The organism is Mycolicibacterium rhodesiae (assembly GCF_002086695.1).
GTDB lineage: Bacteria > Actinomycetota > Actinomycetes > Mycobacteriales > Mycobacteriaceae > Mycobacterium > Mycobacterium rhodesiae.
Map to the genome: position 1 here is coordinate 499482 of NZ_MVIH01000002.1, position 15306 is coordinate 514787.

A 15306-nucleotide genomic window follows, 5' to 3' on the forward strand; every position below is an offset into this window, starting at 1 on the left:
GCCTAGCGGCCCCCGTCATGGTGCCATCCTCGATGCCCTGACCTGGTCTAACACGATTCTCAGAATTCTCATGGTGACGGGGCGTCGACCTGGGCCGATAGCATCAAGGTGAACAAGCGTCGACGCAACACGCACACGTACTCGAGCTAGGCGGTGAGATGAGTAACCAGAGAGGTCTGGTTCAACGCATCGAGCGCAAACTCGAGAACACCGTGGGCGACGCGTTCGCCCGGGTATTCGGCGGATCAATCGTCCCGGCAGAGGTGGAAGCCGCGCTGCGGCGGGAAGCCTCTGCGGGTGTGCAAACGCTTCCACATGACCGATTTTTGGCCCCCAATGAGTACGTCATTACGCTCAGTCCAGCTGACTTCGAGAAGGTCAGCGCCGATCGCGATCTCACCACGGACACTTTTGCCAAACACTTGGGCGGCTACATCCGTGATCAGGGATGGCAAACGTATGGTGATCTGGTCGTCAGGTTCGAGCAGTCGCCGAATCTGCACACCGGCCAGTACCGTGCGCGCGGCGTCGTCAACCCGGACGTCGACCCCCACCCGTCCCTCGCCACAACCGCCCCGCCAGAATCGAACCAGGCGTACACCGCAGAACCAGGAGTACCAGCGATGAGCAACGACCCCACCTACCGAGGCGACCAGGGTCAGGGGCGGCCCGGCGACGACTACTACGACGAGCGCTACCCGCGCCCGCAGGATGAGCAGCGCGGCGCCCCCGAGCAGCGTGGCCCCTATCCGCCCGAGCCGGGTGGCTATGGCCCCCCGCCCAACGAGGGCTACGGCCAGCGGCCGGGGTATCCCGAGCAGGGCGGATATGGGTATCCCGGCGGCCAGGGTCACGAGCAGCGTCCGCCGGCCGGCGGCTACGGCGGCCAGGGCTACGACCAGGGCCAGGGTTACGACCAGGGCTACCGGCAGGGCCCGCCGCCCGGATACGGCGCACCCTCCTACGGTCCGCCGCAGGGTGGCGGTTACGCACCCCAGGGCCCGCCGTCCAGCGACTACGACTACGGCCGCGGTCCGGGCCGGCACGAAGACGCCGGCTACGGCCGTCCCGAGCCTCGCCCCGCCTACCCCGACCAGGGTGGCTATGAGCAGCAGGGCTACGGCCAGCCGGCCGGCGGCTACGGCCGCCAGGAATACGGCCAGCCGGACTACGGGCAGCCGGCCGGCCGCGGGTATGAGCAGGGCGGCTACGCCGAACCCGCCGGGCGGGACTACGACTACGGCCAGCCCGCCGGAGGCGGTTACGGCGGATACGCCCAGCCGCCCGCCCAGGGTGATTACCCGTCCACCGGACACGCGGTCACCCTGCAGCTCGACGACGGCAGCGGACGTACCTACCAGCTGCGCGAAGGTGCCAATGTGATCGGCCGCGGCCAGGACGCCCAGTTCCGGCTGCCCGATACGGGCGTCTCGCGCCGGCATCTGGAAATCCGGTGGGACGGCCAGGTCGCGCTGCTGTCGGACCTGAATTCCACCAACGGGACCACGGTGAACAACGCCCCGGTGCAGGAGTGGCAGCTGGCCGACGGAGACGTCATCCGGCTGGGCCACTCCGAGATCATCGTCCGCGTTCACTGAGGTCGGCGAAGGTCGCAGCTTGGTTGACGCGGAGTGGCTTCACCCGCGTACCCACCGGCGTCCAAGTATCGTGACGGTGCCGAAGTCGGCCCGGTGCCTGCTGGTATCGCGGGAACGGCGAGCGGGGCACGAGGACGGAGAGGACGCCGGATGCAGGGGTTAGTTCTGCAGCTGACGCGCGCCGGCTTCCTGCTGTTGCTGTGGCTGTTCATCTGGTCTGTGTTGCGCGTCCTGCGCAACGACATCTACGCGCCGACCGGCGCGGTGATGGTTCGCCGCGGCTTGGCGCTGCGCGGCACCCTGCTGCCATCCCGCCAGCAACGGCACGCCGCCCGCTACCTGGTGGTCACCGAGGGAGCCCTGGCAGGCACCCGGATCACCTTGGGCACCCAGCCGGTGCTGATCGGCCGCGCTGACGACTCCACGCTGGTGCTGACCGACGATTACTCCTCGACTCGGCACGCCCGGCTGTCGCCGCGCGGTGCCGACTGGTACGTGGAAGACCTAGGATCGACCAACGGCACATACCTCGACAGGGCGAAGGTGACGACGGCAGTACGCGTTCCGGTTGGCACGCCGGTACATATCGGCAAGACGGTGATCGAGTTGCGCCCGTGACCCTCGTCCTTCGCTATGCCGCCCGCAGCGACCGCGGCCTGGTCCGCGCCAACAACGAGGACTCCGTCTACGCGGGCGCGCGCCTGCTTGCCCTGGCCGATGGCATGGGCGGGCACGCAGCCGGCGAGGTGGCCTCCCAGCTGGTGATCGCGGCGCTGGCACACCTCGACGACGACGAGCCCGGCGGCGACCTGCTGAGCAAACTCGACTCCGCGGTGCGCGACGGTAACTCCGCGATTGCCGCACACGTCGAAGTGGAGCCCGAGCTCGAAGGCATGGGCACCACGCTGACCGCAATCCTGTTCGCGGGCAACAGACTTGGCCTTGTCCACATCGGTGACTCCCGCGGCTATCTGCTGCGCGACGGCGAGCTGACCCAGATCACCAAGGACGACACCTTCGTGCAGACCCTCGTCGACGAGGGGCGCATCACCGCCGAAGAAGCCCACAGCCATCCGCAGCGTTCACTGATCATGCGCGCGCTCACGGGTCACGAGGTCGAGCCGACGCTGATCATGCGGGAAGCCAAGGAAGGCGACCGCTACCTGCTGTGCTCTGACGGCCTGTCCGATCCGGTCAGCCAGGAGACCATCCTGGAAGCCCTGCAGATCGACGACGTCGCCGAGAGCGCCGACCGGCTGATCGAGCTGGCGCTGCGTGGCGGCGGACCGGACAACGTCACCGTGGTGGTGGCCGATGTCGTCGACCATGACTACGGCGGCCAGACCCAGCCGATCCTGGCCGGTGCGGTGTCGGGGGACGACGACCATGTCGCCCCGCCCAACACCGCAGCAGGCCGCGCCTCGGCCTTCAACCCCCGGCCTGCGCCGGCCAAGCGGGTTGTGGCCGAGCCTGAGCCGCCGCCGAAGCCCCGCTCGCGGCGGCGGATGATCATCGCTGCCGCCCTGGTCCTGCTGGTGGTACTCGCCGGTCTCGCGGTCGGCCGGCAGATCATCCGCAGTAATTACTACGTCAGCGCCCACAACGGCACCGTGGCGATCATGCGCGGTATCCAGGGCTCGATCCTGGGTTATCCGCTTCAGGAGCCGTACCTGTTGGGCTGCCTCAACGACCGCAACGAGCTGTCGCAGATCAGTTATGGCCAGCCGACCGACTCGCTGGGCTGCCAGCTGATGCGATTACAGGATCTTCGGCCCTCGGAGCGCGCGCAGGTCTCGGCCGGGCTTCCCGCCGGAACCCTCGACGACGCGATCGGGCAACTGCGGGAACTGGCGCACAGCTCGGTGCTGCCCCCGTGCGCGCCGCCCCCGACCAGCACCCCGACGCCCACCCCGGCTCCGCCTGCCACTCCGACTCCGGCTCCGAGCGCATCTCCCGCGCCGGGGCCGGCGCCCGTTCCCACGGTCGCACCGACCTCTCCGTCGGCGCCCACACCGACCTCCTCGTCAGCGCCCGCTCCGTCGTCGAGCACGCCACCGCTGCCGTCGGCATCATCGAGCCCGGCCCCGTCGTCCACTGAAAGCGGCGCCGCCCCAACGTCTTCGGTTGCTCCGGCACCTGCGCCGAGCCCCGCTCCGACGGTGACCCAACTACCCGCAGCGCCGCAGAAGCCGGGCACCGACTGCCGGGCGGCGGCATGAGTACCCAACCGCAAGCACCCGTCGCGCTGGCGCCGGCGACACCGACCCGCCGCAACGCCGAACTGGTGTTGCTGTGTTTCGCCACCTTCATCACCGTGGTGGCGCTGCTGATCGTCGAGGCCAACCAAGAGCAGGGCATCAGTTGGGACCTGGCGAGTTCCACGCTGGCCTTCCTCACCTTGTTCGTGTGCGCTCACCTGGCTATCCGGCGGTTCGCGCCCTACGCCGACCCGGTCCTGCTGCCGGTTGTCGCGCTGCTCAACGGACTTGGCCTGGTGATGATCCACCGCCTCGACCTGATCGGCGGCGCCATCGCTCCGCAACGCGGACCCAGCGAAGAACAGCAGATGCTGTGGACGCTGGTCGGCGTGCTCGGCTTCTCGCTGGTGGTCGTCTTCCTCAAAGACCACCGCATCCTGGCCCGCTACGGCTACACCTGCGGTCTGGTCGGCCTCGTGCTGCTGGCGATCCCCGCGCTGCTGCCCAGTCACTTCTCCGAGACCAACGGTGCGAAGATCTGGATTCGGTTCCCCGGCTTCAGCATTCAACCCGCCGAGTTCTCCAAGATCCTGCTGCTGATCTTCTTCGCCGCGGTGCTGGTAGCCAAGCGTGACCTGTTCACCAGCGCCGGCAAGCATTTCCTCGGCACCGACGTGCCACGACCCCGCGACCTGGCGCCACTGCTGGTGGCCTGGATCGTCTCGGTCGGCGTCATGGTCTTCGAAAAGGATTTGGGCACTTCACTTCTGCTGTACGCCTCGTTCCTGGTGATGGTTTACATCGCGACCGAGCGGTTCAGCTGGGTGGTCATCGGCCTGACGTTGTTCGCCGCGGGCAGCGTGGTGGCCTACTACTTGTTCGGGCATGTGCGCGTGCGGGTTCAGACCTGGCTGGATCCGTTCGGGGACCCCGAGGGCACCGGCTATCAAATGGTGCAGTCGCAGTTCAGTTTTGCCACCGGCGGCATCTTCGGTACCGGGCTGGGCAACGGCCAACCGGGCACCGTGCCCGCCGCGTCAACGGACTTCATCATCGCCGCGATCGGTGAAGAGCTCGGCCTGGTCGGCTTGGCCGGAGTGCTGATGCTCTACGCGATCGTGATCGTGCGCGGGCTCCGCACCGCGATCGCCGTCCGCGACAGCTTCGGCAAGCTGCTGGCCGCCGGCTTGGCCTCGACGCTCGCGATCCAGCTGTTCATCGTCGTCGGCGGGGTCACCGGGCTGATCCCGCTGACCGGCCTGACCACGCCGTGGATGTCCTACGGCGGCTCGTCGCTGGTGGCGAACTACCTACTGCTGGCCATCTTGGTGAAGATCTCGCACGCCGCCCGGCGCCCGATCATCACCAATCCGCATGCGTCGATCGCGTCGTCGAGCACCGAGGTGATCGAGCGCGTATGAACACTTCCCTGCGCCGCATTTCGGTGATGATCATGGCGTTGATCGTGCTGCTGTTGCTCAACGCGACGATCACCCAGGTCTTCCGCGCCGACGGCCTGCGCGCCGACCCGCGCAACCAGCGTGTGCTGCTCGACGAGTACTCCCGCCAGCGCGGCCAGATCACCGCGGGCGGCCAGCTGCTGGCCTACTCGGTGTCCACCAACGGCCACTATCGATTCCTTCGCGTCTACCCGAATCCCCTTGTCTACGCACCGATTACGGGGTTCTACTCGTTGCGCTACTCCAGCACGGGACTCGAGCGCGCCGAAGACGGCATCCTCAACGGCTCCGATCAGCGGTTGTTCGGCCGCCGGTTGGCCGACTTCTTCACCGGTCGCGATCCACGCGGGGGCAACGTCGACACCACGATCGTGCCGCGCATCCAGCAAGCCGCGTGGGAGGCGATGCAGCGGGGCTGCACCGGCGGATGCCGCGGCTCGGTAGTGGCCCTGGAGCCGTCCACCGGGAAGATCCTGGCGATGGTGTCCTCGCCGTCGTACGACCCCAACCTGCTGGCCACCCACGACACCGAGGAACAGGGTGCCGCCTGGCAGCAGCTGCGCGACGACCCAGGCTCACCGTTGACCAACCGGGCCATCTCCGAGACCTTCCCGCCAGGCTCGACGTTCAAGGTGATCACCACCGCGGCGGCGCTGCAGAACGGGGTGACCGACAACGATCAGCTCACCAGCGCCCCCCGGATCCAGCTCCCGAACAGCACCGCCACGCTGGAGAACTACGGCGGCACACCGTGCGGCAGCGCCCCCACCGCGTCGCTCCGGGAAGCGTTTGCCCGCTCGTGCAATACAGCTTTCGTGGAATTGGGTATCCGGGTGGGTGCTGACGCGTTGCGCAACACCGCGCAGGCGTTCGGGTTCGACAGCCCACCAGCGCCGATCCCGTTGGAGGTAGCGGAGTCGACCATCGGCCCGGTCTCCGACGCCGCAGCGCTGGGGATGTCGAGCATGGGCCAGAAAGACGTGGCGGTGACACCCTTGCAGAACGCGTTGGTGGCGGCGACGATCGCCAACTCCGGTGTGATGATGCAGCCGTACCTGGTGGACAGCCTCAAGGGCCCGGACCTGTCGAGCATCAGCACCGCAGCACCTGCTCAGCAACGGCGTGCAGTATCGACGCAGGTCGCGGCTAAACTTACGGATTTGATGATCGGCGCCGAACAGATGACCCAGCAGAAAGGGGCGATCCCCGGCGTGCAGATCGCATCCAAAACCGGCACCGCGGAGCACGGTACCGACCCCCGCAACACCCCTCCCCATGCCTGGTACATCGCCTTCGCCCCAGCCCAGAGCCCCAAGGTGGCGGTCGCGGTGCTGATCGAAAATGGTGGGGACCGGTTGAACGCCACCGGCGGGGCGTTGGCTGCCCCGGTCGGCCGGGCGACGATCGCCGCAGCATTGCAGGGGGCGTCATGAGTCCCCTCAGGCGAGCGAAGCGAGGCAAGCAATGAGCCCCCGCGTAGGAGTCACGCTGTCCGGCCGCTACCGGCTGCAGCGACTGATCGCCACCGGCGGCATGGGCCAGGTGTGGGAGGCCGTCGACAGCCGGTTGGGACGCCGGGTCGCGGTCAAAGTCCTCAAGCAGGAGTTCTCCTCGGACCCCGAGTTCGTCGAGCGGTTCCGCGCCGAGGCGCGCACCGTCGCCATGCTCAACCACCCCGGCATCGCGGCCGTGCACGACTACGGCGAGACCGACATGGACGGCGAAGGCCGCACCGCCTATCTGGTGATGGAACTGATCAACGGTGAGCCGTTGAACTCGGTGATCAAGCGCACCGGCCGGTTGTCGCTGCGACATGCCCTGGACATGCTCGAGCAGACCGGTCGCGCGCTGCAGGTGGCCCACGCCGCCGGACTGGTACACCGCGACGTCAAGCCGGGCAACATCCTGATCACGCCGACCGGCCAGGTGAAGCTCACCGACTTCGGTATCGCCAAAGCCGTCGATGCGGCGCCGGTCACCCAGACCGGAATGGTGATGGGGACCGCCCAGTACATCGCCCCCGAGCAGGCGCTGGGTCACGACGCCACCGCCGCCAGTGACGTGTACTCGTTGGGAGTTGTTGGCTACGAGGCAGTTTCGGGTAAGCGGCCGTTCATCGGTGACGGTGCGCTGACGGTGGCGATGAAGCACATCAAGGAGACGCCTGCACCGCTGCCTGCCGACCTGCCGCCCAATGTGCGCGAGCTGATCGAGATAACCCTGGTGAAGAACCCGGGCATGCGCTATCGCAACGGTGGGCAGTTCGCCGACGCGACCGCCGCCGTGCGGGCGGGTCGGCGCCCGCCGCGACCCAACTCCGCGCCGACCATCCGCGCCACCCCGGCGTCGATCCCGGGCAGTTCGCCGCGGATGCCTGCCGCCGCCCCACCGACCGGGACGCGACCGCGGGCCAACACCGGCAGTCACCGCCCGCCGCCACCGCGGCGCACCTTCTCCTCCGGCCAACGGGCTCTGCTGTGGGCGGCCGGCGTGTTGGGGGCGCTGGCGATCATCAGCGCCATCCTGATCGTGCTGGCCGACCGGGACCGCAAGGACAACAAGCCCGTCGAGCAGACCGTCACCGACACCGTCACCCCCACCAGCCAGGCCGCGCCGTCGGGTTGGACGGATCACCACATCGCCGGTAATCCTGGAGGACAGATCGGGGTACCCCGATTCAGCGCTGCCAGCATGGATGTTGTCGGCTCGCTGTCCGAGGCTGTTCACACCGACGAGAAACCACGATGACCACCCCACAGCACCTGTCCGACCGCTACGAGCTGGGCGAGATCATCGGCTTCGGCGGTATGTCCGAGGTGCACATGGGCCGCGACACCCGTCTGCACCGCGACGTCGCTGTCAAGGTGTTGCGCGCCGACCTGGCCCGGGACCCGAGCTTTTACCTGCGGTTTCGCCGCGAAGCGCAGAACGCCGCCGCCCTGAACCACCCCGCGATCGTGGCGGTCTACGACACCGGCGAGGCCGAGACCGCCAACGGTCCGCTGCCGTACATCGTGATGGAGTACGTCGAAGGCGTGACGCTGCGCGACATCGTCCACACTGACGGCCCGATCCCGTACCGGCGGGCCATCGAGATCATCGCCGACGCCTGCCAGGCGCTGAACTTCAGCCACCAGCACGGCATCATCCACCGCGACGTCAAGCCGGCGAACATCATGATTTCGAAGACCGGCGCGGTGAAGGTCATGGACTTCGGTATCGCCCGCGCGCTGGCCGACGCGGGCAACAGCGTCACCCAGACCGCGGCGGTGATCGGCACGGCGCAATACCTGTCGCCTGAGCAGGCCCGCGGGGAACCGGTCGACGCACGGTCCGACGTCTACTCGCTGGGCTGCGTGCTCTACGAGATCCTGACCGGCGAGCCGCCATTCGTCGGTGATTCGCCGGTGGCGGTGGCATATCAGCACGTCCGCGAGGATCCGGTGCCGCCGTCGCAGAAGCATTCGGGCATTTCGCCGGAGCTGGACGCGGTGGTGCTCAAGGCGCTGGCCAAGAATCCGGACAACCGCTACCAGACCGCCGCCGAGATGCGCACCGACCTGGTGCGGGTGCACAACGGCGAGGCTCCCGAAGCGCCGAAGGTGCTCAGCGCCGCCGAGCGGACCTCGTTGCTCAACGCGGCGCCGGCGGCGCCCTCGCGCGGTGACGACACCGACGAGATCCCGCGGCACGGCGCTCTTGTCGAGAACGACCGGGCAGGTGGCTCCATCGGTCGCTGGTTGATCGTCGTCGCGGTGCTGGCGATCCTGACCGTGGTGGTGACCATCGGCATCAACATGGTCAGCGGCAATCCCCGCAACCTGCAGGTCCCGGATGTGCGCGGGCAGAGTCAGGCCGACGCGATCGCCGCATTGCAGAACAAGGGCTTCAAGATCCGCACCCAGCAGAAGCCGGACAACACCGTCCCACCGGAGAAAGTCATCGACACCGATCCTGCGGCCAACTCGCAGGCCAGCGCCGGCGACGAAGTCGTCATCAACGTGTCGACCGGGCCTGAGCAGCGCGAAGTCCCCGACTGCACCAACCTGACCTACGGCGAATGCGTCCAGAAACTCAAGGACGCCGGCTTCACCAAGTTCAAGCAGACGGCATCGGCGTCGGCGCCGGACCTCAAGGACAAGGTGCTGTCCACGATTCCGCCTGCCAACCAGACGTCGGCAATCACCAACGAGATCACGGTGGTCGTCGGCAACGGGCCGCAGACCGCCGAGGTGCCGGAGGTCGCGGGCCAGACGGTCGACGTCGCTCAACAGATCCTCACGGCGTCGGGTTTCGTCAAGACGCTGCCGGTTCCGACGGACAGCACGGAGCCGTCCGGTCAGGTGGTCGGCACCGATCCGCCCAACGGACAGACGGTCCCTCAGGACACCGTGATCCAGATCAAGGTGTCGAAGGGCAATCAGTTCGTGATGCCGGATCTGCGGGGCATGTTCTGGACCGACGCCTCACAGCGGCTAGCGGCGTTGGGGTGGACGGGGATACTCGACAAGGGCGGTGACGTGCAGAACAGCGGTCAGCCGTCCCATGCTGTGGTGACCCAGAGTCCGGCGCCGGGCACGCCGGTCAAGTTCACTGACTCTCTCACCCTCAGCTTTGCGTCGTAGCCGATAACTCGCCGCCGACGATATTGATCCCCCGGTCGCTGCGCTCCTGCCCGCCGATGGCGTGCCGCACGGTGTCGGCGACCTCCTGCTCGAGACGGCACACCAGCGATTCCTCGGGAGCCTGTCCGCAGAAGCCAAGCCAGTTGGCCAGCATCCGGTGGCCGCCCTCGGTCAGGATCGACTCCGGGTGGAACTGCACGCCGTGGATCGGCAGTTCGACGTGGCGGACGGCCATGACGACACCACCCTCGGTGCGCGCGGTCACCTCGAGTTCGGCCGGCATGGTCTCCGGCAGGATCGTCAGCGAGTGATAGCGCGTCGCCGTGAACGGGTCCGGAAGTCCGTGCAGCACACCGATATTGGTGTGATAGACGGTGCTCGTCTTGCCGTGCAGCAGCTCGGGTGCGCGGTCGACCGTCCCGCCGAACGCCACACCGATCGCCTGGTGTCCGAGGCACACACCCAGCAGCGGCGTGCCCGTCGTGGCACAGGCGCGAACCAGCGGGATGGAGGCTCCGGCACGCTCTGGTGTCCCCGGCCCGGGACTGAGCAGGATCCCGTCGAACCGGGCGGCAACGCCGGCTTCGTCGGCCAGGCGCTCATCGTCGTTGCGCCAGACCTGCGCGTCCACCCCGAGCTGGCCCAGATACTGGACGAGGTTGAACACGAAGCTGTCGTAATTGTCGACGACCAAAACCTGCATCAGGCCAGGTTACCTGGGGTGGTGCAGGTCAGTAGCCCACCGGGCCCGCCGGCTGGGCGTAGCGCATCCGCACCGGCTCGGTGTAGCCGGCGACCTGAACGTCGTCGCGGACCTGCTCGCTGTAGCCCAGGCCGAACCGGACGACGTACTGCTTGTACAGCGTGACCAGAGGGGCCGACGCCAGCGCGGCCTGCATCGCGGTCGCGTCGCCGATCGCCGTGATCGTGTACGGCGGGCTGTAGGTGCGTCCGTTGAGCAGCAGGGTGTTGCCGACGCAGCGCGGAGCGGACGTTCCGATGATGCGCTGGTCCTGCATCTGGATCGCCTCGGCGCCGGCGCTCCACAAGGCGTTGAGGACGGCCTGGATGTCCTGCTGGTGGACCACCAGGTCGTCGGGGGAGGCGTCGCGGGGGAAGCGCCCGTTGGCGTCGCGCTGGGCATCGGAGAGGGTGACCACCAAGCCGGGCCCGTGTACCGGATTCAGCCCGGCGCCGGCGGCCAGCTCGTCGGCGCGGGCCTGCATGGCCGCCAGTGCAGTGCCGGACCCGCCGCCGTGGGTGGAATCGATCTGCGACGCCAGTGCGTCGCGCTGGGCACTGAGCCGGTCGACCGACTGCTGCGCGTCGTGCACCAGGTCGACGAGCCGGGGTGAGTCGCTGCGGCGGATCTCGCTGCCGCCGGAGACACCGTGGGTGGCGGCCAGCAGAACGCCCGCCAACAGGCACACCACCGGGACACCGAACCGCCACGGCGAGCGCGTGGCACCCGTCGTTGCTGCCGCCGGAATTGTCGGGTCACGGCGCCGCTGCGTTAATCTCATAGACGATCTGCGCACCATCGTCGCAGAAGATCCCGGCCCGAAGGTACCCATGCCCAAGTCCAAGGTTCGCAAGAAAAACGACTTCACGGTCAATCCGGTGAGCCGCACTCCGGTCAAGGTGAAGGCCGGACCGTCGAGCGTGTGGTTCGTGGTGCTGTTCATCAGTTTGATGCTGATCGGCCTGGCCTGGCTGCTGGTGTTCCAGCTGGCCGCCTCCGGCTACGACACCCCGAGCGCGCTGCAGTGGATGGCCAAGTTGGGCCCCTGGAACTACGCGATCGCCTTCGGCTTCATGATCTCCGGGTTGTTGCTGACGATGCGGTGGCGCTGAGCGGCGGCGACCCCTCGGCAGCCCGATGCTGTGCGAACACCGTTCCAACGCTGGCAACCTCCTGGTCACCCAATCACACGCGTGTGATTCATCCCCATTGTTGATAGCACCTGTGGATAACTCCATACCTCGCGGTAGAGGTACTGAAGGCAGCTATGCAGCAAACTGAATGGGCGCCGAAAACTGCTGCCGTCGCAGCTCTGGGGATCGGCGGTATTTTGATGGCAATCGTCTGTGTGACCGCCATCACAGATGTGCCCGGGCGCATTCTCACCGCGATTGCTGCGCTCGGACTGATCGCGTTCGCGATCGGATCATGGCGAGCGCGACCCCGGCTGGCTATCACCGGTGACGCCCTGGTGTATCGCGGGTGGTTCCGCGCCCAGACATTGCGCCGAGCCGACATCTCGCTGATTCGAATCACCGAGTTCCGCCGCATCGGCCGCAAGACGCGACTACTCGAGATCGACACGACGGCCGATCGGTTGATCGTGCTCAGTCGGTGGGATCTGGGTACCGACCCGGTCGAGGTTCTGGACGCATTGACCGACGCGGGATTCGCCGGCCGCCAGTAACGGTGTTGAGACGGCTCAGGAAATGGTGACCGACTCGATCACCACGTCGTCGGTGGGCCGGTCGTTGCGATCGGTCGCCGTGGTGGCGATCGCGTCGACGACCTTCTGCGACTCGGGGTCGACGATCTCACCGAAGATCGTGTGCCGACGGTTCAGGTGCGGGGTCTTGCCAACGGTGATGAAGAACTGCGAGCCGTTGGTGCCCGGTCCTGCGTTGGCCATCGCCAGCAGGTAGGGCTTGTCGAACTGCAACTCCGGGTGGAATTCGTCGGCGAACTTGTAGCCCGGGCCGCCGCGGCCGGTACCGGTCGGGTCACCGCCCTGGATCATGAATCCGTCGATGACGCGGTGAAAGACGGCGCCGTCGTAGAAGGGGCCCGAGGTACTGCCCGACGCGTTCTCCGTCGAGTACTCCTTGGTGCCCTGAGCCAGACCAACAAAGTTGGCGACGGTCTTGGGGGCGTGGTTACCGAACAGGGCAATCTTGATGTCGCCGCGGTTCGTGTGCAGGGTCGCTGTTGCGGTTGCGATGTCGCTCGTCACGGGAACTCAGTGTGCCACTAGGGGCGAGTGCCCGAACCCGCGGCCACCCCCGTACTGCTGTGGCAGTGTTGACGGCATCAACGCGTCACCACTGTCGGGAGGATGAAATGGGCCGCAAGAGTGAACCCAAACTCACGTCGCGGGAGCGGCTGAATCGCGGACTGCACTACACCGCCGTCGGCCCGGTGGACATCACCCGCGGCGTGGTCGGCATCACCGCACACTCGGCGGAATCGGCCGCGGTCGCGCTCAAGCGCCGCGCCCGCGAGGCCCGTGCCGTGCAGCAAGAGCTCGGCGCCGAACTCGAGGCGGTCAAGCAGGTGGTTGCCGAGCTTCCCCAGGCCCTTCAGGAGGTCCGGACGGCGCGGCATCGCCGGCGCCCGCGGCTGTTCGTGTTCGGCTTCCTGGGGCTGGCGAGTGTGGGTGGGGCAGTGGCGTTCGTGATTGCGCGACGGTCGTCGACGTCCGAGCCGTCGGCGCTGCCCCCCAGTGTCGAGGTTGCGCCCAAGATTTAGCCGCTACGGAGACGGCGGGGCGGAGCTGGTGGCGGAGCTGATGGCTGAACTGACTTGGCTCGACGCTGAACTGACTCCACTCGAGATCGAACTGCCGATGCCGGGCGCCGTGGTCGTCACGGAGTCGCCGGGGCTGGCGGGGCCTTTGTCGTTGTCGTTGTTGCTGCAGGCCCCGACCGTCACCATTGCCAAGGCGGCCGCCACTCCGGCCGATGCGGTGAGAAAGCGTGTGGACACCTTCGACTTCATGGACAGTTCTCCAATTCCGTAGGTATTACTCGCGTACGCGGTCGTGCCTACCCGGAGCACAGATCAGTAAACGTTGTATCGGATCTCGGAGTCGACGCAGGCGCCCCACGGTTGGTCACTCAGCGAGGGAGCGCTGTTGGCTCACCCTCGAGCACCGCTTCTGAAGAATTGGCGGTTTTGCTTTGCCGGAGCCGACCTAAGGTGCATTATGTTCGGCATGGGTTGGGGGAGCCTTATGCACCAGAAGGTCAAGTGTGCGATCTGCAGTCACGAACAGACGCTGCTCATTGACAGGGAAACCTTCACCTGTCGTCGATGCAAGAAGACGCTCCCGCGTCGCCTGGCGGTACCCGCCACCCGCTGACCTATTGGCCGGCCGGATCTTGTGGAGCCTAGGAGATTCGAACTCCTGACATCTGCCTTGCAAAGGCAGCGCTCTACCAACTGAGCTAAGGCCCCGTACGTCTCACTCGTCGAGGGTGTGCCAGACCTCGCCGCGGCGGGCCCGAATGACCGCGGCGCCCGCGACCAACACTGCCAACAGCAATGCAATCCGCACGGGCGCCCTTCCCGATGACCGAGACATCGTGGGCCTAGGAGGACTCGAACCTCCGACCTCTTCGTTATCAGCGAAGCGCTCTAACCGCCTGAGCTATAGGCCCGTATTCGCATACGACCGAGCGCCGAGATTACCGCACCGGAGGTGCTGCACCCAAACCGGTGCACCGGCGCTAGTCCCGGTCGGCCAGCGTGACCTCGATACCGCCGACGATGTCGGTGCTGAGGTTGTAGATGAATGCTCCGACCGTGGCCATCGCCGTCAGCAGCACGATGTTCACCAGACCGATGAGCGCCGCACCGCCGAAGATCGCACCGCTGGACACCAGCTCGCCACCACCACCGCTGGTGGCCGTCAACAAGTCGCCGACGTTGCTGTTCAGCTTGCTCCACACGCCCATACCGCCGAGCACCAGATACAGGAACGCCACCGCGACCATCCACACGAAGAACAACGCCACCGACAGCAGCAGCGACACCTTCAGAGCGCTCCACGGATCGATGCGCCGGATCTGCATGCTGGCCCGCACCGGCCCGCGTGCGCGGTTGGCGCCGACCTGAACGCGGGTGGCCGGCCCGGCCGCTCGCGCCGGCTGCTCCGGGGCCTGCTTGCGTTGCTGCGCAACCGGCTTCGGCGGGGCAACGCCCGACAGATCCGGTAGCTCGCTGACATAGCCCTCGGGGCGGGCGGCCTCCGGGCGGTTGCCCTCAGCGCGCGGCTCCGGCCTGGCTTCGGGACGAGGTTCGGGTCTGGCTTCCGGACGAAGCTCGGCGCGGGGCTCGGGCCGCGGCTCCGGCTGCTGCCGCTCCGGCTGTTGCGGCTGTTGCGGAGCGCCCGTCCCCGAAAGATCGGGCGCCGCGGTACCGCTGATGAAGCGGTTCACCCGTTGCTCGAGGCCCGGACCTCCCGGCGGCGCCTGGCGAGGTTGCGCCTGCGCCTCACCGGCCGGTCGCTGAGGTGCACCGCCCTGCCGCGCTCGCGCAGCACCACGCTGCCACGGCGGGGCCTCGCCGGACCCACCATTGGTGAGTCGGGGACCGGTCCGCTCGGCCGAGCCGGTCCCGTTACCCGGGCCCTCACTCGGTCCGGGTTGGCCCGGCTCGTTCGGTGCGCTCACCGCCACTCCTAAC

Annotated in this window: 15 protein-coding genes and 2 tRNA genes; 11 read left to right on the top strand and 6 right to left on the bottom strand. The window is 67.5% G+C overall.

The genetic code is table 11. The annotated features are described in order from the left end of the window. The first annotated feature begins 158 nt into the window (after nucleotides 1-158). From BST42_RS06305 to pknB, 7 genes are all read left to right on the top strand, one after another. Nucleotides 159-1598 (top strand): FhaA domain-containing protein, encoded by a 1440-nt coding sequence (locus BST42_RS06305; protein WP_083117701.1) that lies wholly within the window; start codon nucleotides 159-161, stop codon nucleotides 1596-1598. Nucleotides 1599-1748: 150 nt separating this feature from the next. After that, nucleotides 1749-2216: an FHA domain-containing protein FhaB/FipA gene (locus BST42_RS06310; RefSeq protein ID WP_036342296.1), complete on the top strand. Its 468-nt coding sequence runs from the start codon at nucleotides 1749-1751 to the stop codon at nucleotides 2214-2216. Next, nucleotides 2213-3817 (top strand): PP2C family protein-serine/threonine phosphatase, encoded by a 1605-nt coding sequence (locus BST42_RS06315; protein ID WP_083117702.1) that lies wholly within the window; start codon nucleotides 2213-2215, stop codon nucleotides 3815-3817. The genes BST42_RS06310 and BST42_RS06315 overlap by 4 nt, the downstream gene beginning before the upstream one ends. Next, nucleotides 3814-5217, top strand: coding sequence for a peptidoglycan glycosyltransferase RodA (locus BST42_RS06320; RefSeq protein WP_083117703.1), 1404 nt, complete (start codon nucleotides 3814-3816; stop codon nucleotides 5215-5217). The genes BST42_RS06315 and BST42_RS06320 overlap by 4 nt, the downstream gene beginning before the upstream one ends. Continuing rightward, nucleotides 5214-6689, top strand: a complete 1476-nt coding sequence (pbpA, locus tag BST42_RS06325; RefSeq protein ID WP_083117704.1) for a D,D-transpeptidase PbpA — start codon at nucleotides 5214-5216, stop codon at nucleotides 6687-6689. Before BST42_RS06320 ends, pbpA begins: the two co-directional genes overlap by 4 nt. Nucleotides 6690-6720: 31 nt before the next feature. Beyond that, complete coding sequence (locus BST42_RS06330; protein WP_083117705.1) at nucleotides 6721-8004, top strand: protein kinase domain-containing protein; 1284 nt, start codon at nucleotides 6721-6723, stop codon at nucleotides 8002-8004. Next, complete coding sequence (gene pknB / locus BST42_RS06335) at nucleotides 8001-9881, top strand: Stk1 family PASTA domain-containing Ser/Thr kinase (protein WP_083117706.1); 1881 nt, start codon at nucleotides 8001-8003, stop codon at nucleotides 9879-9881. Before BST42_RS06330 ends, pknB begins: the two co-directional genes overlap by 4 nt. On the opposite strand, the gene BST42_RS06340 is transcribed toward pknB, so the two are convergent. Further along, nucleotides 9865-10584, bottom strand: a complete 720-nt coding sequence (locus BST42_RS06340) for an aminodeoxychorismate/anthranilate synthase component II (RefSeq protein WP_083117707.1) — start codon at nucleotides 10582-10584, stop codon at nucleotides 9865-9867. The two genes, pknB and BST42_RS06340, sit on opposite strands and share 17 nt — an antisense overlap. 28 nt (nucleotides 10585-10612) lie before the next feature. Then, entirely contained in the window at nucleotides 10613-11404 is a 792-nt protein-coding gene (locus tag BST42_RS06345) for a DUF881 domain-containing protein (RefSeq protein WP_083117708.1), read from the bottom strand. A 49-nt stretch (nucleotides 11405-11453) separates the two neighbouring features. Here BST42_RS06345 and crgA point away from each other — a divergent pair, with 49 nt between their 5' ends. Together crgA and BST42_RS06355 are read left to right on the top strand one after the other, a co-directional pair. Beyond that, nucleotides 11454-11735, top strand: a complete 282-nt coding sequence (gene crgA, locus BST42_RS06350; protein ID WP_036342287.1) for a cell division protein CrgA — start codon at nucleotides 11454-11456, stop codon at nucleotides 11733-11735. A 155-nt stretch (nucleotides 11736-11890) separates the two neighbouring features. Next, on the top strand, nucleotides 11891-12310 hold the full coding sequence (locus tag BST42_RS06355; RefSeq protein WP_083117709.1) for a PH domain-containing protein: 420 nt from the start codon (nucleotides 11891-11893) through the stop codon (nucleotides 12308-12310). Between the two features lie 15 nt (nucleotides 12311-12325). Here BST42_RS06355 and BST42_RS06360 read toward each other — a convergent pair whose 3' ends face one another. Next, nucleotides 12326-12853, bottom strand: coding sequence for a peptidylprolyl isomerase (locus BST42_RS06360; protein ID WP_083117710.1), 528 nt, complete (start codon nucleotides 12851-12853; stop codon nucleotides 12326-12328). A gap of 107 nt (nucleotides 12854-12960) precedes the next feature. Here BST42_RS06360 and cwsA point away from each other — a divergent pair, with 107 nt between their 5' ends. Both cwsA and BST42_RS06370 read left to right on the top strand, forming a co-directional pair. Beyond that, entirely contained in the window at nucleotides 12961-13368 is a 408-nt protein-coding gene (cwsA, locus tag BST42_RS06365) for a cell wall synthesis protein CwsA (RefSeq protein ID WP_083117711.1), read from the top strand. Between the two features lie 28 nt (nucleotides 13369-13396). Further along, complete coding sequence (locus BST42_RS06370; protein ID WP_083117712.1) at nucleotides 13397-13639, top strand: hypothetical protein; 243 nt, start codon at nucleotides 13397-13399, stop codon at nucleotides 13637-13639. A gap of 364 nt (nucleotides 13640-14003) precedes the next feature. Here the strand turns inward: BST42_RS06370 and BST42_RS06375 are convergent. The 3 genes from BST42_RS06375 to BST42_RS06385 form a co-directional block, all read right to left on the bottom strand. Then, a tRNA-Ala gene (locus BST42_RS06375) sits at nucleotides 14004-14076 on the bottom strand. 129 nt (nucleotides 14077-14205) lie between these two features. Next, a tRNA-Ile gene (locus BST42_RS06380) sits at nucleotides 14206-14279 on the bottom strand. Nucleotides 14280-14348: 69 nt separating this feature from the next. Next, entirely contained in the window at nucleotides 14349-15293 is a 945-nt protein-coding gene (locus tag BST42_RS06385; RefSeq protein ID WP_083117903.1) for a DUF3566 domain-containing protein, read from the bottom strand. Nucleotides 15294-15306 lie beyond the last annotated feature (13 nt).

Coding starts and splice junctions, on each gene's coding strand:
- BST42_RS06310 (WP_036342296.1), top strand. CDS start 1,749: ATGCAGGGGTTAGTTCTGCAGCTGACGCGCGCCGGCTTCCTGCTGTTG.
- cwsA (WP_083117711.1), top strand. CDS start 12,961: ATGGGCCGCAAGAGTGAACCCAAACTCACGTCGCGGGAGCGGCTGAAT.
- BST42_RS06330 (WP_083117705.1), top strand. CDS start 6,721: ATGAGCCCCCGCGTAGGAGTCACGCTGTCCGGCCGCTACCGGCTGCAG.
- BST42_RS06305 (WP_083117701.1), top strand. CDS start 159: ATGAGTAACCAGAGAGGTCTGGTTCAACGCATCGAGCGCAAACTCGAG.
- BST42_RS06320 (WP_083117703.1), top strand. CDS start 3,814: ATGAGTACCCAACCGCAAGCACCCGTCGCGCTGGCGCCGGCGACACCG.
- BST42_RS06355 (WP_083117709.1), top strand. CDS start 11,891: ATGCAGCAAACTGAATGGGCGCCGAAAACTGCTGCCGTCGCAGCTCTG.
- pknB (WP_083117706.1), top strand. CDS start 8,001: ATGACCACCCCACAGCACCTGTCCGACCGCTACGAGCTGGGCGAGATC.
- BST42_RS06340 (WP_083117707.1), bottom strand. CDS start 10,584: ATGCAGGTTTTGGTCGTCGACAATTACGACAGCTTCGTGTTCAACCTC.
- pbpA (WP_083117704.1), top strand. CDS start 5,214: ATGAACACTTCCCTGCGCCGCATTTCGGTGATGATCATGGCGTTGATC.
- BST42_RS06345 (WP_083117708.1), bottom strand. CDS start 11,404: ATGAGATTAACGCAGCGGCGCCGTGACCCGACAATTCCGGCGGCAGCA.
- crgA (WP_036342287.1), top strand. CDS start 11,454: ATGCCCAAGTCCAAGGTTCGCAAGAAAAACGACTTCACGGTCAATCCG.